Annotated in this window: 15 protein-coding genes and 1 tRNA gene; 11 read left to right on the top strand and 5 right to left on the bottom strand. The window is 68.3% G+C overall.

Annotated features, from left to right (window positions below; all coding sequences use genetic code 11):
* Positions 1–560, top strand: a 560-nt coding sequence (locus IBX53_RS04410) for an L-serine ammonia-lyase (protein ID WP_290905914.1), incomplete at its 5' end; no start/stop codon positions are given.
* A 306-nt stretch (positions 561–866) separates the two neighbouring features.
* On the opposite strand, the gene IBX53_RS04405 is transcribed toward IBX53_RS04410, so the two are convergent.
* Positions 867–1,658, bottom strand: a complete 792-nt coding sequence (locus IBX53_RS04405; protein ID WP_290905911.1) for an IclR family transcriptional regulator C-terminal domain-containing protein — start codon at positions 1,656–1,658, stop codon at positions 867–869.
* A gap of 337 nt (positions 1,659–1,995) precedes the next feature.
* Between IBX53_RS04405 and IBX53_RS04400 the strand changes: the two genes are divergently transcribed.
* The 3 genes from IBX53_RS04400 (at position 1,996) to IBX53_RS04390 (ending at position 3,304) form a co-directional block, all read left to right on the top strand.
* A complete protein-coding gene (locus IBX53_RS04400) occupies positions 1,996–2,208 on the top strand; it encodes a hypothetical protein (protein ID WP_290905909.1) in 213 nt (70 codons plus the stop codon).
* Between the two features lie 69 nt (positions 2,209–2,277).
* Entirely contained in the window at positions 2,278–3,111 is an 834-nt protein-coding gene (locus IBX53_RS04395; RefSeq protein WP_290905907.1) for a 3-keto-5-aminohexanoate cleavage protein, read from the top strand.
* 19 nt (positions 3,112–3,130) lie between these two features.
* Positions 3,131–3,304, top strand: coding sequence for a hypothetical protein (locus IBX53_RS04390; protein WP_290905905.1), 174 nt, complete (start codon positions 3,131–3,133; stop codon positions 3,302–3,304).
* Positions 3,305–3,657: 353 nt separating this feature from the next.
* Here IBX53_RS04390 and IBX53_RS04385 read toward each other — a convergent pair.
* Positions 3,658–3,734 (bottom strand) — tRNA-Met (locus IBX53_RS04385).
* A 188-nt stretch (positions 3,735–3,922) separates the two neighbouring features.
* Here IBX53_RS04385 and phbB point away from each other — a divergent pair.
* A complete protein-coding gene (gene phbB, locus IBX53_RS04380) occupies positions 3,923–4,669 on the top strand; it encodes an acetoacetyl-CoA reductase (protein ID WP_290905903.1) in 747 nt (248 codons plus the stop codon).
* A gap of 111 nt (positions 4,670–4,780) precedes the next feature.
* Here the strand turns inward: phbB and IBX53_RS04375 are convergent, their stop codons facing one another.
* Complete coding sequence (locus IBX53_RS04375) at positions 4,781–7,561, bottom strand: DUF349 domain-containing protein (RefSeq protein ID WP_290905902.1); 2,781 nt, start codon at positions 7,559–7,561, stop codon at positions 4,781–4,783.
* A gap of 267 nt (positions 7,562–7,828) precedes the next feature.
* Between IBX53_RS04375 and minC the strand changes: the two genes are divergently transcribed.
* The 4 genes from minC to sbcB all read left to right on the top strand — a co-directional run bounded on the left by minC (position 7,829) and on the right by sbcB (position 11,264).
* Positions 7,829–8,578: a septum site-determining protein MinC gene (minC, locus tag IBX53_RS04370; protein ID WP_290905898.1), complete on the top strand. Its 750-nt coding sequence runs from the start codon at positions 7,829–7,831 to the stop codon at positions 8,576–8,578.
* Between the two features lie 59 nt (positions 8,579–8,637).
* Complete coding sequence (gene minD / locus IBX53_RS04365) at positions 8,638–9,456, top strand: septum site-determining protein MinD (protein WP_290905895.1); 819 nt, start codon at positions 8,638–8,640, stop codon at positions 9,454–9,456.
* A complete protein-coding gene (minE, locus tag IBX53_RS04360; protein WP_290788379.1) occupies positions 9,453–9,713 on the top strand; it encodes a cell division topological specificity factor MinE in 261 nt (86 codons plus the stop codon). The genes minD and minE overlap by 4 nt, the downstream gene beginning before the upstream one ends.
* Positions 9,714–9,776: 63 nt before the next feature.
* Positions 9,777–11,264, top strand: coding sequence for an exodeoxyribonuclease I (sbcB, locus tag IBX53_RS04355; RefSeq protein ID WP_290905892.1), 1,488 nt, complete (start codon positions 9,777–9,779; stop codon positions 11,262–11,264).
* Positions 11,265–11,420: 156 nt separating this feature from the next.
* On the opposite strand, the gene IBX53_RS04350 is transcribed toward sbcB, so the two are convergent.
* Together IBX53_RS04350 and IBX53_RS04345 are read right to left on the bottom strand one after the other, a co-directional pair.
* The gene (locus IBX53_RS04350) at positions 11,421–14,255 is read right to left on the bottom strand and encodes an insulinase family protein (protein WP_290905884.1); all 2,835 of its coding nucleotides are present in this window, start codon (positions 14,253–14,255) and stop codon (positions 11,421–11,423) included.
* A gap of 23 nt (positions 14,256–14,278) precedes the next feature.
* The gene (locus IBX53_RS04345) at positions 14,279–14,953 is read right to left on the bottom strand and encodes an SOS response-associated peptidase (RefSeq protein ID WP_290905881.1); all 675 of its coding nucleotides are present in this window, start codon (positions 14,951–14,953) and stop codon (positions 14,279–14,281) included.
* Between the two features lie 220 nt (positions 14,954–15,173).
* Between IBX53_RS04345 and IBX53_RS04340 the strand changes: the two genes are divergently transcribed.
* Complete coding sequence (locus IBX53_RS04340) at positions 15,174–15,791, top strand: TetR-like C-terminal domain-containing protein (RefSeq protein WP_290905878.1); 618 nt, start codon at positions 15,174–15,176, stop codon at positions 15,789–15,791.
* A 68-nt stretch (positions 15,792–15,859) separates the two neighbouring features.
* The gene (locus tag IBX53_RS04335) at positions 15,860–16,525 is read left to right on the top strand and encodes a 1-acyl-sn-glycerol-3-phosphate acyltransferase (RefSeq protein WP_290905917.1); all 666 of its coding nucleotides are present in this window, start codon (positions 15,860–15,862) and stop codon (positions 16,523–16,525) included.
* The last annotated feature ends 11 nt before the right edge of the window (positions 16,526–16,536 follow it).

The following is a 16,536-nucleotide window of genomic DNA, read 5'->3' as shown; positions in this document are numbered from 1 at the left end:
TGGCGGTCAACGAGGAGAATGCCGCCGGCGGGCGCATGGTCACCGCCCCCACCAACGGCGCGGCGGGGATCATTCCCGCGGTGCTGCACTACTACATGCAGTTCCGGAAGGGGGCGAGCGAGCGCGACGTGGTGAACTTCCTGCTCACCGCCGGGGCGGTGGGAATCCTGTGCAAGAAGAACGCCTCCATCTCCGGCGCCGAGGTGGGCTGCCAGGGCGAGGTGGGCTCCGCCTGCGCCATGGCCGCCGCCGGCCTCACCGAGGTGATGGGGGGCAGCGTGGCCCAGGTGGAGAACGCCGCCGAGATCGGCCTGGAGCACAACCTGGGGCTGACCTGCGACCCGGTGGGCGGCCTCGTTCAGGTGCCCTGCATCGAGCGCAACGCCATCGCCTCGGTGAAGGCGATCAACGCCGCCCAGATGGCGCTGCGCGGCGACGGCGAGCACTTCATCTCCCTGGACAAGGTGATCCGCACCATGCGCGACACCGGCGCCGACATGCAGGCGAAGTACAAGGAGACCTCCAGGGGCGGGCTCGCCGTCAGCGCCATCGAGTGCTGAGGCCAGCGCCGTCACACTCGGCATCACCGACGAGAAAGGCCGCCCCCTGGGCGGCCTTTCTGCATGGTGGCGTATGAGCTTGGCTTCAGCGGGCCAGCCAGGCCAGTGCCCCCGCGGCCATGGCCTCGATGCCGGTGCGCAGGGTCACCGGGTTGCCAGGGAGGTAAAGGAGGCCTGAGTGCTGACCATCAGGCCCGCGGCGCTGACCTCGCCCTGGCCATACTGCTTGCCGATCAGCAGGAAGATCGGCAGGTAATGGCCAGTATCTCCAGCACGGTGTTGCCTTCCTTGGAGCGGGGGAGAGTCTCAGCTGATGCTGGTGCGAATGAGCCGTGACTTCTCCTGCAGCAGCGGCAGGTACTGTTCCATCAGGGTCTCGTGGCTGATCCGGGCGGCATTGGTGCTGATGTTGATGGCGCCCAGCAGCTTGCCGTTGGCGTCGAAGGCCGGCACGGCGATGGAGCGCAGCCCGGAGTCGAGCTCCTGGTCGGCGATGGCGTAGCCCTGCTGGCGCACCTTCAGGATGCACTTCCTGAGCTCGGCCTTGTCGGTGATGGTCTTCTCGGTATGCTTCTCCAGCACCGCTCGCTCGAGCCAGGCGTCGAGCTCCTCGTCCGGCAGCTGGGCCAGCAGCACGCGACCCATGGAGGTATGGGCCGCCGGCAGGCGGGTGCCCACCGAGAGGGTGATGGCCATCAGCCGGTGGCGCGAGGAGGAGCGGGCCACGTAGATCACCTCGTCGCTGTCCAGCACCCCCAGCGATGACGATTCGCCGCAGGCCTCGGTGATATCCTCCAGCACCTGCTGGATCACGCTGCGATAGTCGTTGGCGGAGAGGAAGGCGTAGCCGAGCTGCAGCACCCGGGGGGCCAGCTCGAAATAGCGCTGCTGCTTGCGTACGTAGCCAAGCGCATGCAGGGTCAGCAAGAAGCGCCGGGCACGGGCGCGGTTCATGCCGGTACGGGCGGCCACCTCGCTGAGCGTCATGCGCGGATGCGCCTCGTCGAAGGCCAGGATCACCTCGAGGCCGCTGGCCAGGGCGGTGACAAAATCGCGGTTATCGGGCGCCAGTGCGTCATCCCTTTCGTCTTGTGGCATCAGTTCTCTCTCCTTGGAATGACCATCTTTCGGCACTCTATCATAAAGCCGCATGGCGAACTCTGGTTCGGCATGCGGCTTTATGTTGGCCATTGAAGTGGCCCGGAATTTGACGGTGGGCGAAAAGCGGGTTAAATTGTTCGCAATGCAAAACTATGTTCGCTATACGAACTTTGTCAACATTCATTCGACCTGGCCGCTCGCTGAGCATGTCCTGCGCGCGCCTGGCGGAGAGCGCGGCCCATGAGCAGCGAGCACTTCGGCCTGAGCACCATATGCAAGGTGCGCGGACCAGGGGCTGCTCTCTTGATTGAGCGGGTATTAGCGGAGTTTTCCTATGGCATTTTTGAGCATCAAGGGCCGCAGCGTCGCCTATCGGCTGCTCGGCAGTGAAAACAACCCTCTGGTGGTGCTGGCGCATCCGCTGGGCATGAGTCAAGCGGTATGGGACGACGTCCTGCCGGCGCTGCTGCCGCGCTACCGGGTGCTGACCTGGGATCTTCCCGGCCTCTTCGCCGAGAGGCTGCTGGCGGTGATCGAACAGGCCTAGGCGTGCCGCCCGGCCACAACACACAAGAACCACTCAACCAGTCACGCCACGGCGTGGAATGAGGTCACCATGTCCAACCCCTGCATCATCTGTGTCGCCATCACCGGTAGCCTGCCGCGCAAGGAAAACAACCCGGCCGTGCCGATCACCGTCGAGGAGCAGATCGAGAGCACCCAGGCGGCCTTCGAGGCCGGGGCGACCATCGCCCACTGCCACGTGCGCAACGATGACCAGACCCCCAGCTCCGACCCGGAGAAGTTCGCGCGCCTGGTGGAAGGCCTGAAGAAGCACTGCCCGGGCATGATCATCCAGCTCTCCACCGGCGGCCGCTCCGGGGCCGGCGAGGAGCGTGGCGGCATGCTGCCGCTCAGGCCCGACATGGCGAGCCTGTCGGTGGGCTCCAACAACTTCCCCAACCGGGTCTACGAGAACTCGCCCCAACTGGTCGAGTGGCTGGCCGGTGAAATGCTCAAGTACGACATCAAGCCCGAGATCGAGGCCTTCGACCTGTCGCACATCCACCAGGCGGTGAACCTGTCGACGCAGGGCAAGCTCAAGGCGCCGCTCTACGTGCAGTTCGTGATGGGCGTGAAGAACGCCATGCCCGCCGACAAGCCGACTTTCGACTTCTACATCGAGACCCTGAAGCGCCTGGCGCCGGATGCCCAGTGGTGCGGCGCCGGTGTCGGTTCCAACCAGCTCAAGCTCAACGAGTGGTCCATCGCCGCCGGCGGCCATACCCGCACCGGCCTCGAGGACAACGTGCGCATCGACCGCGACACCCTGGCCCCCTCCAACGCGGCCCTGGTCGAGCGTGCCGTAGCGCTGTGCGAGAAGTACGAGCGTCCGGTGGCCACCTGGCAGCAGGCGCGCGAGATCCTGGGCCTCGGTCAGCCCGCCTGACAATAACGAGATCATCAGCGTGCTGCTGGGCTTCGACAACACCGAGACCCCGGCGGACTCCTGGGTGGACATGCTGGCGCTGCTCAAGCTCGGAAGCCGGCGCAGACGCTTGGGCGTGTGGCTGACGGTGGTCTGGGGTCACGCCGAGCCGCTCGGCCACTCGCTGGGTGTTGCCCTCGCGATCTCGCGATAGAGAAGGTCGAAGACCACCGGCAGGCTCACATTGATATCCTCCAGCCGCAGCATGCCCTGCCTCGCTCTGGGAGGTGCTGCACGGCACTCCGGCCGACGCCATCGTCAGCTACAAAAAAGCCAGAACCTCTCGGTTTTGGCTGCTTTTGATATTGGGTAGCGGGGACCGCCGACCTTGAAACAAGAGCGAACCGATGACGGGGCACCGGGCACAAAAAAAGCCAAAACCTGTTGGTTCTGACTTTTTTCCATATTTGGTAGCGGGGACCGCCGACCTTGAAACAGGAGCGAACCGATGACGGGGCATCGGGCACAAAAAAGCCAGAACCTGTCGGTTCTGACTTTTTCTATGTTTGGTAGCGGGGACCGGATTTGAACCGATGACCTTCGGGTTATGAGCCCGACGAGCTACCAGACTGCTCCACCCCGCATCAACGTGAAGCGCATTCTACAGGGATTACCCCTTTAGTCAAGGGGCGGGGTTCAAACGCTCGTCCCGGCACCACTTCGTGGTCCATACTCACCGGAGTTGTCATCAAACGGGCAACGCTTCAGAGAATAATTGGTGTGCCGGCCGATGTGGCCTGGCCACAGCGTCATGACAATCAGGGAGGTTACAATGGCCAACAACGCAATCGTTGCTTGGGTGACCGGTGGGACCGGCGGTATCGGCAGTGCCATCTGCCGCTCGCTGGCCGATGAGGGCTATCAGGTAGTCGCTGGCTACCACAATCCGGAAAAGGCCAAGAGTTGGCTGGAAGCCCAGCAGGCGGATGGCTACAGCAACATCGATATCGCCGGGGTGGATCTGGTGGACTTTGATGCCTGCGTCAACGGGGTAAAGGAGATCGGGGCGAAGCATGGCCCGATCGGTGTGCTGGTCAACTGCGCGGGCATCACCCGCGATGGCACCATGAAGAAGATGACACCCGAGCAGTGGCACGAGGTCATCGATACCAACCTCAACAGCGTCTTCAATACCTGCCGCAGCGTGCTCGATACCATGCTGGAGAAGCAGTACGGCCGGATCATCAACATCTCCTCGATCAACGGCCGCAAGGGCCAGTTCGGGCAGGTGAACTACTCCGCCGCCAAGGCGGGCATGCACGGCCTGACCATGGCGCTGGCCCAGGAGACCGCCACCAAGGGCATCACCGTGAACACCGTGTCGCCGGGCTATATCGCCACCGACATGATCATGAAGATCCCCGAGAAGGTGCGTGAGTCCATCCGCGAGACCATCCCGGTCAAGCGCTACGGCAAGCCGGAAGAGATCGGTCGCCTGGTGGCCTACCTGGCCCACGAGGAGTCCGGCTTCATCACCGGTGCCAACATCGACATCAACGGCGGCCAGTTCATGGGCTGATAGCCCGGAATTTCCGTGGCCCCTGCCGACCGGGCAGGGGGTACGCCCCCGAATGCAGGAGCGCGAGGTGACCCCTCGCGCTCCTGCGTCGTCATGGGTAGGTGGCCGGCATCAGGGCGGTGGCAGGCGTGTCAGGCGCTCCAGCATGCGGTCCAGCTCTCCCACCTCGCGGCTCCACAGTGAAGGCGCTACCGGGCCGGTGGCCAGCAGTTCGCGCAGCACGCCGTGGACCTCCTCGGCGCTCGAGAGCTCGCGGCCCAGGCTCTCGTTGAGGCGCTCCACCTGGATCGCCAGGCGCAGCGGGTCGTCGCGGTGGCTGACGCTGCCCACGGCGAGCAGGGAGAGATGCACTCGCACCCTGGCCAATCGCTCTGCCATCTCATCATCGGCAGGGATTTCCTGGCGTGCCGCATTGCGGCGGGCATGGGCGCCGCGCATGTCGTCCTCCAGGCTCAGCCCCTCGGGCAGTGCCACCTCGCGGGACTCGCCACCGGCCAGGCGCTCGGCATCGGCCTCCAGATGGGCGAGCAGCAGCGGCTGCACGATCCGCCAGCGCTCGATCTCTTCCACCACGGCCAGGCGTTCGAGGCGTTCTCTGCGGGCGCGCACGATGCCCGACCAGCGACGCCGCATGCCCTCGGTGCGACGCCCGCCCGGGAGGGGCTCCAGCGCCGCGGCCTCGGCAACGGCGGCGTCGAGTTCAGCCTCATCGGCGCTGCTGGCGGGTTGCCAGGCGTCCATGCGCTCGATCAGTGTCTGCATGGCCTCCTGGCGTTCCCGGGATTGGCGGACGCGGTCGTCGCGTTCGGCCTCCCGGGAGGCAAACACCTGGTCGCACAGGGCACGGAACTCGCGCCACAGCGCCTGTTCTTCTCCCCTCGGGGCTCGGCCCAGCTCACGCCAGCGCTGCTGCAGCGCCTTCACCGTCTCGGCGCGCCGGGCAGCGGGAATCGCCTGGCCGAGCAGGGCACGCACCTGCTCGATGAGGTCACGCTTGGTCTCGGCGACCGCCTGGGCGCGCTGGTCGATCAGCGCCTGTAGCGCATGGCGGATCCGGCCGAACCGGCGCCCGATGGCCTCGGCCTCGTCCCGGGGCACCGGGGCGGCTCGTCGCCACTGATCCCGGGCGCGGTCGCGGATCTCGCGCAGGGCATCAGGGTCAGCCGCCTCGGCGGGCTGCTCAAGCAGCGTCTCGAGCTGCTCACAGAGGGTCTCGCGGGTGGCCAGGTTGGCCTGTCGCTCCGCATCGAGGCGTTCCCGCCAGGAGGCCAGGCGCGTGTGGATATGGTCGGAGGCGGTCCGGAAGCGGGCCGATTGCTCGCGGTTGGCGGCGGCGTCGCCCAGGGACTTCCACTCCTTGACCAGTTGACGATGTCGACGATCCAGGCCGGTGTCGTGGAGGCTGATATCCTCGGCCAGGGCCTCGATGGCCTGAACCAGCTGGTCGCGCTTGGGGCCGGCCACGAAGCTGCGCCAGTCGCGCAGTTCGGCAAGCCTAGCCCCCAGCTGACGGAGGCGAGCCATATGGGGCTGGCGAGCGCCGGCGTCGAGCGTGTCGGCGGTCTGGCGCAGGCGCTGGTGAAGGCGGCTGGCGCCCTTGAAGGCGCCCCTCTCCAGCAGGCTCTCCAGGTCGTCGAGATCGGCGATGAAGCGTTCCAGTTGCGCCGGGTGGTCTTCGGCCGGGGCGTCCTGCTGCGCCAGGCGTTCCCGGGCTCGGCGCAGCAGCGGGGCGGGGGCCAGGTCCGCGGGCCAGGCGAGGGCGCCAAGGAGCGCCGCGAGGCGCTCGTCATCGCCGTCGGTCAGGGCGCGCTCGATCTCATCGGCGCGCTCCTCCAGGCGGACCCAGGCCTGGCTGATGGACTCGAAGCCCTCGCGGACGGCGTCGTAGCGATGGCGTAGCGCCTGATCGGCCAGGTGCTGGTCGGAGAGCGCCTGCCAGCGGTGGGCCAGCAGCTGCTTCTGGGCACGCAGGCTGGCGATGTCCTGAGTCATGACCACCTCGCTGCGACCCAGGGCCTCGATCCCATCCTCGAGGGCCTCCACCAGCGCCTCTCTGGCCTGCTCGGCGTCCGCGCGGCGTGCCTCGGCGGCTTCGCTGGTCCGCTGCTGGGCTTCGTGGTCGCTGATCACCTTGCGGCAGCGCAGGCCGGCATCGTGGTAGCGCCGCTCCTGGCTGGCGTCGGGCAGATCCTGCAGGGACGCCCACTCGCGCATCAGGTGGCGAAAGCGCCCGGCATAGAGCGGCTCCCAGGGAGCGGTGGCGTGGCGCTCCAGGTCGGCGAGCAGCGATTCTCGGCGCTCACGAGCGGCGGCCAGTTGGGCGGCGTCGGCCCGCAGGCGATTGAGGCGCTCCCGGGCCTGGCGCATCACCTGGCGGTCGCGGCGCGCCTGCTGAGTCAGGAGCGCCAGTCCGGCCTCGCTTTCGACCCGCGCGGCGGCGGCGTGGCGCACGGCGGCGATGCCGTTGTCGCAGGCCTGGCGGATCATCGCCTCCTCGCCCTCGAGCCTGGCCAGGGCGGCCAGGCGCAGCTGCTGGTTGTCGCCCTGCAGGCACAGCTCGGTCAGGAGGTCGGCATCGCGGAGCCGTTCGATGAGGGCGATCCGTGCGCCCAGCTCCAGGCTGCCGGTGCCCCCGGCGAGCAGGGCGATCAGCCGATGGGAGAGCTCTTCGGAGGCGCCGCCTTCGTCGACCAGGACGAGCAGCCGCTCGGGGTCGTCGAGGCGGGCCAGCGCCGTGGACCTGACGGACGGGTCCTCGTCCCGGACGAGCCGCTCCAGGGCCTGGCGTTGCTCGTCGTTTGCGAGGTCGAGGCGCGCAATGGCCTGGCGCCGCACCTGGGGGTCGGAATGCCGCCAGCGCGGGGTGAACAGACGACGAAGGAGTCCTGACATGGGCGATCCTGATGAAGGGCGCATCACACACCGGGACGCGCCGATAGATTATTGTCGGGTGGTGCCGGGCAGGGCCGTCAGGCGCCTCGCCGGTCTTGGGCATGGAGGGTATCTAAGCATGCGGTGCCGCTGGGGAAAAGCCCGTGTTGTGGCCACCTGGAGACACTGACAGTGGGGGCTTGCTGGGCGTATGATCAGTTGCAGGGGGCGCGGCACTCGCTTAGCTTTGGTGGCGTACCCCGACCAACATCCATGTGGAGTTCGGCAATGAGCCTCAAAGTGGACAGGGACGGCATGGCCTTCACCTTCAAGGGCGGCATGCTGCCGATGACGGTCATGGAGCTGGCCAGCGCCGACCCCGAGCAGATCCGTCACCAGCTTGCCGGCAAGCTCAGCCAGTCCCCGGCCTTCTTCCAGCATACCCCGGTTGTGCTCAGCGTCGAGAAGCTCGACGAGCCTCACCTGGCCCTGGAGCGCATCTGCGCGGTATGCCGTGCCCACAAGCTGCTGCCGGTGGCGGTGCGCGGCGGGGCCGAGCCGGTCAAGCAGTCGGCCTGGGCGCTGGGCCTGGGCTGGTTCCCGCCCCTCGAGGCGAGCCGCCCCAGGGCCCTCGAGAGCGTGCCTTCGACGGACGTCGAGGAGAGCGCCGACGAAGAGGTCGCCCTGTCGTCACCTCCGGGCGTGGCCAGCGGCGGGAGGATCTTCCGGGGCACGGTACGCTCCGGCCAGCAGATCACCGCCCCGGAGGGCGACCTGGTGGTCGTCGGCGCGGTCAATGCCGGCGCCGAGGTGTTGGCCGCCGGCAGCGTGCATGTCTACGGCGCCCTGCGCGGCCGAGCCCTGGCCGGTATCCACGGCGACCCACTGGCCGGCATCTTCTGCCGTGAACTCCACGCCGAGCTGCTGTCGGTGGCCGGCAACTACAAGCGACTCGAGGACATCGACCCGCGCCTGCTCGGTGCCATGGTGCAGGTGCGTCTCGAGGGAGACCAGCTCGGCATCACTTCGCTGGCCTAGGCTGGACGCGACCGAGGCGGTCATTTCTTTACCATCTGACGACAGACAGGAAGCGACTCTTGGCCAAGATCATCGTTGTGACCTCCGGGAAGGGAGGCGTCGGCAAGACAACCAGCGCGGCAGCCATCGCCACCGGCCTGGCGCTGCGCGGCAACAAGACCGTGGTCATCGATTTCGACGTGGGGCTGCGCAACCTCGACCTGATCATGGGCTGCGAGCGCCGGGTGGTCTACGACCTGGTCAACGTCATCCAGGGCGAGGCCGGGCTGAGCCAGGCGCTGATCCGCGACAAGCGGGTCGACAACCTGCATATCCTCCCGGCCTCCCAGACCCGCGACAAGGACGCCCTGAGCCAGGAGGGGGTCGAGAAGGTACTCGAGACACTGAGCAAGGACTTCGACTACATCCTCTGCGACTCCCCGGCGGGCATCGAGCGCGGCGCCCAGCTGGCCATGTACTTCGCCGACGAGGCCATCGTGGTCACCAATCCCGAGGTCTCCTCGGTGCGAGACTCCGACCGCATCCTCGGCCTGCTGGCCTCCAAGACCCGACGCGCCGAGCGCGGGGAGGAGCCGATCAAGGAGCACCTGCTGGTCACTCGCTACAACCCGGAGCGGGTCGACCTGGGCGACATGCTCAATCTCGACGACATTCGCGAGATCCTGGCTATCGACCTGATCGGCCTGATCCCCGAGTCCGAGGCGGTGCTGCGCGCCTCCAACCAGGGGGTGCCCGTGACCCATGACGCCGCAAGCGATGCCGGCCAGGCCTACACCGATACGGTGGCGCGCCTGCTCGGCGAGGACGTGCCCCTGCGCTTCCACGAGTACCAGAAGAAGAGCCTGCTCAGCCGCATGTTTGGAGGAGTTCGCCGGTGAAACTGCTTGAATTCCTGAAGCGAGAGCGCAAGAAGTCCGCGTCGGTCGCCAAGGAGCGGCTGCAGATCATTGTGGCCCACCAGCGCACTCAGCGTGGCCAGCCCGACTACATGCCGATGCTGGAGAAAGAGCTGCTGGAGGTCATCCGTCGCTACGTCCAGGTGGACGACGACGCCATCAACATCAGCCTGGACAGCGAGGACAACTGCTCGGTGCTGGAGCTCAACGTCACCCTGCCGAAGGGCTCGCCGGGCTGAGCGACGAGCGGTGCTGTGCTAGGCTGTGGCCTCCATCCAGCCTGACCGTCGGAGAGTCTGCCCATGGCGCCGCCTGCTGCCCCGCTGACCTTTCTGTGGCACGACTACGAAACCTTCGGTGCCGACCCGCGCCGTGACCGCCCGGCCCAGTTCGCGGCGATCCGCACCGATGCCGACTTCAACGAGGTCGGCGAACCGGTGGAGTGGTTCTGCAAGCCCGCCGACGACTATCTGCCCCATCCCCAGGCCTGCCTGATCACAGGGATCACACCCCAGCAGGCGCGCCGTCGTGGCCTGCCCGAGGCGGCGTTCGCCGGTCAGATCGAGGCGCTGATGAGTGCGCCCGGCACCTGCGTGCTGGGCTACAACAGCCTGCGTTTCGACGACGAGGTGACCCGCCACCTCTTCTATCGCAACCTGATCGATCCCTACGCCCGGGAGTGGCAGAACGGCAATTCCCGCTGGGACCTGATCGATGTGGTGCGTGCCTTCCATGCCCTGCGCCCGTCAGGCATCGAGTGGCCTCGCCGCGAGGACGGCGCGCCGAGCTTTCGCCTCGAGGACCTGACCGCCGCCAACGGCATCGCCCACGTGGGCGCCCACGATGCCCTGGCCGATGTGCGTGCCACCATCGCCCTGGCCAAGCGGCTGCGCGAGGTCAATCCGAGGCTCTTCGACTATCTTCTGGGGCTGCGCGGCAAGCGTTCGGTGGCCCGGCTGCTCGACGTGCCGGGTCGCAAGCCGGTGCTGCATATCTCGCGCCGCTATCCTGCCAGCCGCGGCTGCGCCGCCCTGGTGGTGCCACTGGCCGAGCATCCCACCAATTCCAATGGGGTCATCGTCTACGACCTCTCGATGGACCCGACCCCGCTCTTCGACCTCACCGCCGAGCAGATCCGCCAGCGGGTCTTCGTCAGCAACGACGACCTGGCCGAGGGTGAGGAGCGCATTCCCCTCAAGGTGATTCACATCAACAGGTGCCCGGTGCTCTTCCCCGCCAGCGCCCTCAAGGACGTGGAGGGTCCTCAGCAGGGCGAGTATGGCGAGATCGTCGCCCGCCTCGGGCTGGACGTGGTCGCCTGTCGCGAGCACTGGAAGCGCCTCGCCGCCCACCCCGAAGTGGCGCGCCGGGTGAGCGAGGTGTTCGCCGACCCGCCGCCGACGGGCCCCGAGGACCCCGACCTGATGCTCTACGCCGGGGGCTTCTTCTCCCCGGCCGACCGCCAGCAGATGCAGCGGGTGCGCGACGCCGACCCCTGGGACCTGGTGGGAGCACGCTTCGCCTTCCAGGACCCGCGCCTGGAGGAGATGCTGTTCCGCTATCGGGCGCGCAGCTACCCCGAGACCCTGGAGGGCGAGGAGCTGGCCCAGTGGGAGGCCTATCGCTGGGCGCGCATGAACGACTCGGCGGTGGCCGGCCTTACCCTAAAGGGCTTCGCCCGGGAGATCGAGCGACTCAATCAGGTGGCGTTGAGCGACCGCGACCGCCAGGTCCTCGAGGAGCTGGTGATGCACGTCGAGGCGATCGTGCCGCCCCAGGCCTTCGACTGAGGTATCGCCCCTCAGGCCCTCTCTCTGCGGGGCGAAGGTGGTGGCCTCGGCACAGGCCGTAACACCGCCGGGCGGCTGCGCCGCCATTCGCTCGGCACAGCCGGTCTCCCACAGGTGCCTCTCGCTTATCTTGCGTTACTCCTCACCCTTCACTCTTCATTCCTCGACTTCCGGCAGCGGCTCCAGATGCCGGGCCAGGGCCAGTACGTCGTCGGGCTTGTCACCCGGGTCGAAGGCGACCCGGGCCACCGCCGCCTGGCGCAGGTCAGGCCACAGCTCGCGCAGCTCGTCGGCGTCGACCGCCAGGGTCCGCTCGGCGAGCCGCTCGCGGCGGTCGAAGTCAGTGTCACCGAAGGACATGGCCTGCCACAGGCGGCCGGCGCGGCCGGCCAGGCTGGTGTCGCGCTGGGTCAGGCGGTCGTGGACCGCCCGGCGATAGGGCGCCAGGGCCTCGTCGTCCAGCGCCGCCAGGCTTTCCTCGAAGCCGTCCAGGAAGGCGTCGATGCGCGCATCGATCGAAGCACTTTCGGTGTCCGGCGACTGCACCAGCAGCGCCAGCCCCGGGGCGTCCAGCATCGGCGAGTAGCCGGCGTTGACCACGTAGCCCAGCTGCTCCTCGGTGCGCAGGCGTTGGTAGAAGGGGGTGTCGATCAGCTGGCCGAGCACCGCCAGGCGGGCCTGGCTGGCCAGTGAGCGGTCGGGGCCCTGCAGGTAGCGCAGCACCACCGACTCCTCGCGGCTGGTGTGCGGGGTCAGGCTGGGCAGCTCGCTGTCGGCCTTGAGCGGCGTGAGATCGGGAATGGCGGAGGCGTCGAGGCTCGGTGCCAGGCGCTCGGCGACCCGTCGCCCCAGGGTCTCGGCCTCGTCGGCACCCAGGTTGCCCACCGCCATGGCCTCCAGGCGCAGCTCGGCGAGCAGGGCGTCGCGGTAGTCGCGCAGGTCATCCGCGGTCAGCTCCCGGCTCGCCTCCAGCAGGTCGGCGCTGGGCCACTGGGGGCGGACCAGCGCCTCGGCGAGGGTGCGGCCGGCCTGACGATGCAGTGCCGCCTGGGGGGCGTTGCGCCACTCCCGCTGAAGGCGATAGCGCACCCGCGCCACGCTGGCGTCGTCCACCTCGCCGACCTGCAACTGCTCGAGTACCCGCTCCATCATCTGCTCCTGGCGGTCGCGCCAGCCGGAGAAGGATAGGGTGATGCCGCGGGCGTGGGCATAGGCCTCGAAGTGCTGGCCGGCCAGGCGCGCCGGGTAGAAGGCCTCGTTGAGGCTGTCATCCAGCCAGCCGGCGAGCAGGCGCGCCAGGGCGGCCTCCCGGGCGGAGCTGGCCGCACCGGGGTGCTGCAGGCTGAAGCGCCACTCCACCTTGGGGGTGTTGAAGGTGGCATCGGCCATGTGCCAGAGGTCGAAGGCCGGCTCCGCCACCAGCTGCCGCGGGCGCTCGTCCTGATCGTCGAGCAGGTCGAGGTCCTCGGCGATATAGGGGTTGGGGGCGGGCAGGGCCAGGCCGGACAGCGCCGTGGCTTCGCCGCTGTCGTCCTCCCGCCAGGGGGCGTGGAACCAGGGGGAGGTGTCTTCGCCCTCCACGTCCGGGGCGCTGTAGAGGCGGATCAGGTTATCGGGGCGCAGGGCGTCGAGGTAGGTCTCGCTGCGCTCGCGCTCGAAGCCGTCCATGCGGTAGGCGGCGTACTGCACGTCCTCCATCGGGAAGCGCGAGAGGTTCATGGCCAGGCGCATCGCCTCCTGGCGAGGCGCGCCATGCTGCTGGAAGCGGAATTCCTGCTCGGCGAGGCGTGCCTTCTCGTCGTAGCGCCATGCCTCGAGGCCTCCTGCGCGGAGCTGTTCGATGGCGGCGAACAGGGTCGCCTCGATGGCGTCGCGGGCCTCGGCGCCGTCCGGGGTCAGGCTGACGTTGACGCTGAACAGGGCGTGGTGGCCGTCGCTGCGAGAGATCCCGGCGGAGAGGCCGTCGGCCCAGCCGGCCTGGCGCAGCACCGCCAGCAGGCTGCCGTCACCCTCGTGGCCCAGCAGGTGGGCGATGAGGTCGGCGGGCTTGTGGCGATATTCGGCGAGGGGGTCGGGGATCGGGAACAGCAGGCGCAGCTGGCGGCTGTCGCGCACCGACTGCAGCGCAACCCGCTGGGGCAGGCTGTCGTCGATCACCAGTGGCTCGGTGATCTCCGGGGCGGCGAGCCCGCGGTTGGCGATGTCGGCGAAGCGTTCCGCCACCAGCGTCTCGAGTTCGTCCAGGGTCTGCGGCGCCACCAGCGCCAGGTGCATGACGTTGGCGTCGTAGTAGCGCTCGTAGAAATCGATCACCCGCTCGCGCAGGCTCGGCTCGCCCTCGGGGCGGTCGGCCAGGGTCTCGCGGCTGCCCACGGAGAAGCCGGTGGTGGGGTTCTCGGGGTTGAGCAGAGCGTTGAGCACGTCATTCTCGCGGCGGGCGTCGTCGCGGATGCGTGCCATGTACTCGGAGTGCACGATGTTGCGCTCGCTCTCCAGCTGGTCGGCGTTGAACAGCGGCGAGACGAAGAACTGGCTGAAGCGGTCCAGGGCGCCCTCCAGGACGTCGGGGTCGATGTCGAAGAAGTAGTTGGTGTCCTGGGGTGCGGTGAAGGCGTTATGGCTGCCGCCGTGGCGCGTGATGTAGCTCTGGTAGGCCTCGGACTCCGGGAAGGGCTCGGTACCCAGAAACAGCATGTGCTCGAGGAAGTGGGCCAGGCCGGCGAGGTCCTCGGGGTCCTGGGCGCTGCCCACCGAGACGTTCATGGAGGCGGCGGCCTTGTCGGCCTCGGGGTCGCTGACCAGCAGGGCGGTGAGGCCATTCTCCAGGGTCAGCACCCGGTAGTCGCGGCTGTCATGGGGGCTGACCAGCGGCGTGGCTACCTCGGCGACGGCGTCCGCCTCGAGGGGGCGCTCGGCCGCGGCGGGGCCGGCGATCAGCAGGGCCGCGGCAGCGGCCAGGCCGCAGCATCGGGCAGTCGGGGTAGGGAACATCGTCTCTCCTGTGGATCTGGGCATCAGTCGGGCTGGCGCAGCATCGGTCCGACCGGGTGGGCGCAGGCGGCGTCCTGATTCGCGGGGTTGTTCACACGTCTTGATACCGGGAAAGCGCCCAACAGTTCCCGCGGGGCGGGGGCGAGCAGGGCGCGGGCCTCCTCCAGGGGCGTCTCGGGGTCGAGCCAGCGTCGCGCCCGGGCGGGGTCGATCACCGCCGGCAGGCGGTCGCTGAGCGGCGCCAGGAGCCCATTGGTCGGTACCGTGATCAGCGCCAGGGAGTCGGTATGCTCCGCCAGGCTGGTATGGAAGCGGCACCACAACCCTGCCAGCAGCAGCGGGCCGCGGTCGACGCGGGTGATCAGGAAGGGCTGCTTGAAGCGCGGCTGGGTCTTCCAGACGTAGATCCCGCTGGCCGGCACCAGGCAGCGCCTCGCCTGGAAGGCCTCGCGGAACATGGGGCGCGATTCCAGCGATTCGGCCCGGGCGCAGTGGGGGGCGTGGTCGAGCACCTCCAGCCAGGGTGGGGTAAGCCCCCAGAACAGCCGGCCCAGACGCGGTCTGCCGGCCTCCAGGCGAATGGCCGAGAGCATGCGGCGCGGGGCCAGGTTGGGACTGGTCACGAGTGGAGCGTCGACGGTCAGTTCCGGCAGCAGGCGCGCGAGGTCGAGGGGGGCGATATGCAGTCGTCCGGCCATGGGCGCTCCGCAGGGGATGGGCCGTTCAGGGTAACCAAGCGGAGGGGTGGAGGAAAGGGCGGGGTGTCCTGTGTGCGGGAAGGAGAGCAAGGGAAAGCGGGAGAGGAGCGCGCGGGTATCGAAAACAGTGTTCGAAATGCGCTATCCTTGATCACCGGGCCGGTGCGACTTCGCGTCGGTCCTGTCATGCAACTGCCCGTTCGAGGCTCGCGAGGAAACCATGGCCCGTCCCAGACAGCATGCCCCCGAGGCGCTCCATGCGCAGGTCATGGCGGCTTGCGATGCCTGGCTGCAGGAGAATCCGGTGCACACCCTCTCCCTGCGCGCCCTGGCTCGGGAGGTGGGTTGCGCGCCCAGCACCCTGCTCAAGCTCTACGGCAGCTTCAATAACCTGTTGCAGCACGTCAACATCGAGACCCTGGCGCACCTGCGCGAGGTGATCGAGCCGCTGACCAGCGAAGCCACTCCGGAGCAGCGGCTCACCGCCCTGGCGCGTGCCTACTGGCAGTTTGCCCAGCGCGATGCCTACCGCTGGCAGCTGCTGTTCGACTACCCTCTGGCCCAGGAGGGCGAGCTGGACCAGCGCCAGAGCGACATGATCGAGGGACTCTTTCTGCGCGTGGAGGCGACCCTGAAGGAGTATCAGCCGGCGCTGGATGACCTGGAGGCGCGCCGCCTGGCGCGCACCCTGTGGGGCAGCGTCCACGGCCTGGTGCTGCTCGGGCTCAACGAGCGCCTGGGCTACTGGCAGGGCCAGCAGTTGGAGGTGGGGGAACTGCTCGACCAGCTGCTCCGCACCATCCTGGCGGGCCTCAGGACGAGGCCCGCCAAGACGTGATCGTATCGGGGTGGGGAGTGGTGGCCTGGGGAGTGCTCGCCGGTCTGTGTCTGGCACTGGTCTGGCGGGTGGCGCACCGCCCGCGTCCCTTTGTGCGCTGTCTGGTGTACCTGACGGTGCGTCTCGTCTACCGGTTGCGCCTGCATGGCGCCGACCATATCCCCTCCCGGGGGGCGGCCCTGGTGGTCTGCAACCATGTCAGCTTCATGGATGCCCTGGTCATCGGCGGCGCCAGCCGGCGCCCGCTGCGCTTCCTGATGGACAAGCCGATCTACGACTCGCCCTGGCTCAACTGGCTGTTCCGACTGGTGGGGGCGATTCCCGTTGAGTCGGAGCGCCACGACCCGGGCAATGTGCGCCGCGCCCTTCATGAGGTGAGCTGCGCCCTGCGCGAGGGTGAGGTGGTGATGCTCTTCCCAGAGGGGCGCCTGACGCCGGATGGCGAGATCCATACCTTCCGGCGTGGTCTGGAGCTGATCCTGGCGCGGGACCCGGTGCCGGTGGTTCCGGCAGGGCTCTCGGGGCTGTGGGGCTCCTGGACCTCTCACGCCAATGGCCCGGCCCTGAGTGGTCGACCGCGGCGCTTCCGCGCCCGGGTGGCGCTGCACTTCGGCGAGCAACACCCCTCTGAGCGGGCCACCCGAGCGCTGCTGGAGCGACGGGTGAGGGAGCTCAAGGCCGAGGCCGACTGCTGGGCCGAGCCGGGGGTGGTGGAGGCCCTGGAACGCCCCTGATTCCGGCCCGC

The sequence above is a fragment of the Halomonas sp. genome (assembly GCF_014859505.1).
Taxonomy (GTDB): Bacteria; Pseudomonadota; Gammaproteobacteria; order Pseudomonadales; family Halomonadaceae; genus Halomonas.
The sequence above is the reverse complement of the archived record's forward strand: the minus strand, read 5'-3'. Positions and strand labels throughout refer to the sequence as shown.

Excerpts from the sequence above, each read along its gene's own strand:
- IBX53_RS04405 (WP_290905911.1), bottom strand. The coding sequence starts at position 1,658 with ATGCCACAAGACGAAAGGGATGACGCACTGGCGCCCGATAACCGCGAT.
- IBX53_RS04400 (WP_290905909.1), top strand. The coding sequence starts at position 1,996 with ATGGCATTTTTGAGCATCAAGGGCCGCAGCGTCGCCTATCGGCTGCTC.
- IBX53_RS04395 (WP_290905907.1), top strand. The coding sequence starts at position 2,278 with ATGTCCAACCCCTGCATCATCTGTGTCGCCATCACCGGTAGCCTGCCG.
- phbB (WP_290905903.1), top strand. The coding sequence starts at position 3,923 with ATGGCCAACAACGCAATCGTTGCTTGGGTGACCGGTGGGACCGGCGGT.
- IBX53_RS04375 (WP_290905902.1), bottom strand. The coding sequence starts at position 7,561 with ATGTCAGGACTCCTTCGTCGTCTGTTCACCCCGCGCTGGCGGCATTCC.
- minC (WP_290905898.1), top strand. The coding sequence starts at position 7,829 with ATGAGCCTCAAAGTGGACAGGGACGGCATGGCCTTCACCTTCAAGGGC.
- sbcB (WP_290905892.1), top strand. The coding sequence starts at position 9,777 with ATGGCGCCGCCTGCTGCCCCGCTGACCTTTCTGTGGCACGACTACGAA.
- IBX53_RS04350 (WP_290905884.1), bottom strand. The coding sequence starts at position 14,255 with ATGTTCCCTACCCCGACTGCCCGATGCTGCGGCCTGGCCGCTGCCGCG.
- IBX53_RS04345 (WP_290905881.1), bottom strand. The coding sequence starts at position 14,953 with ATGGCCGGACGACTGCATATCGCCCCCCTCGACCTCGCGCGCCTGCTG.
- IBX53_RS04340 (WP_290905878.1), top strand. The coding sequence starts at position 15,174 with ATGGCCCGTCCCAGACAGCATGCCCCCGAGGCGCTCCATGCGCAGGTC.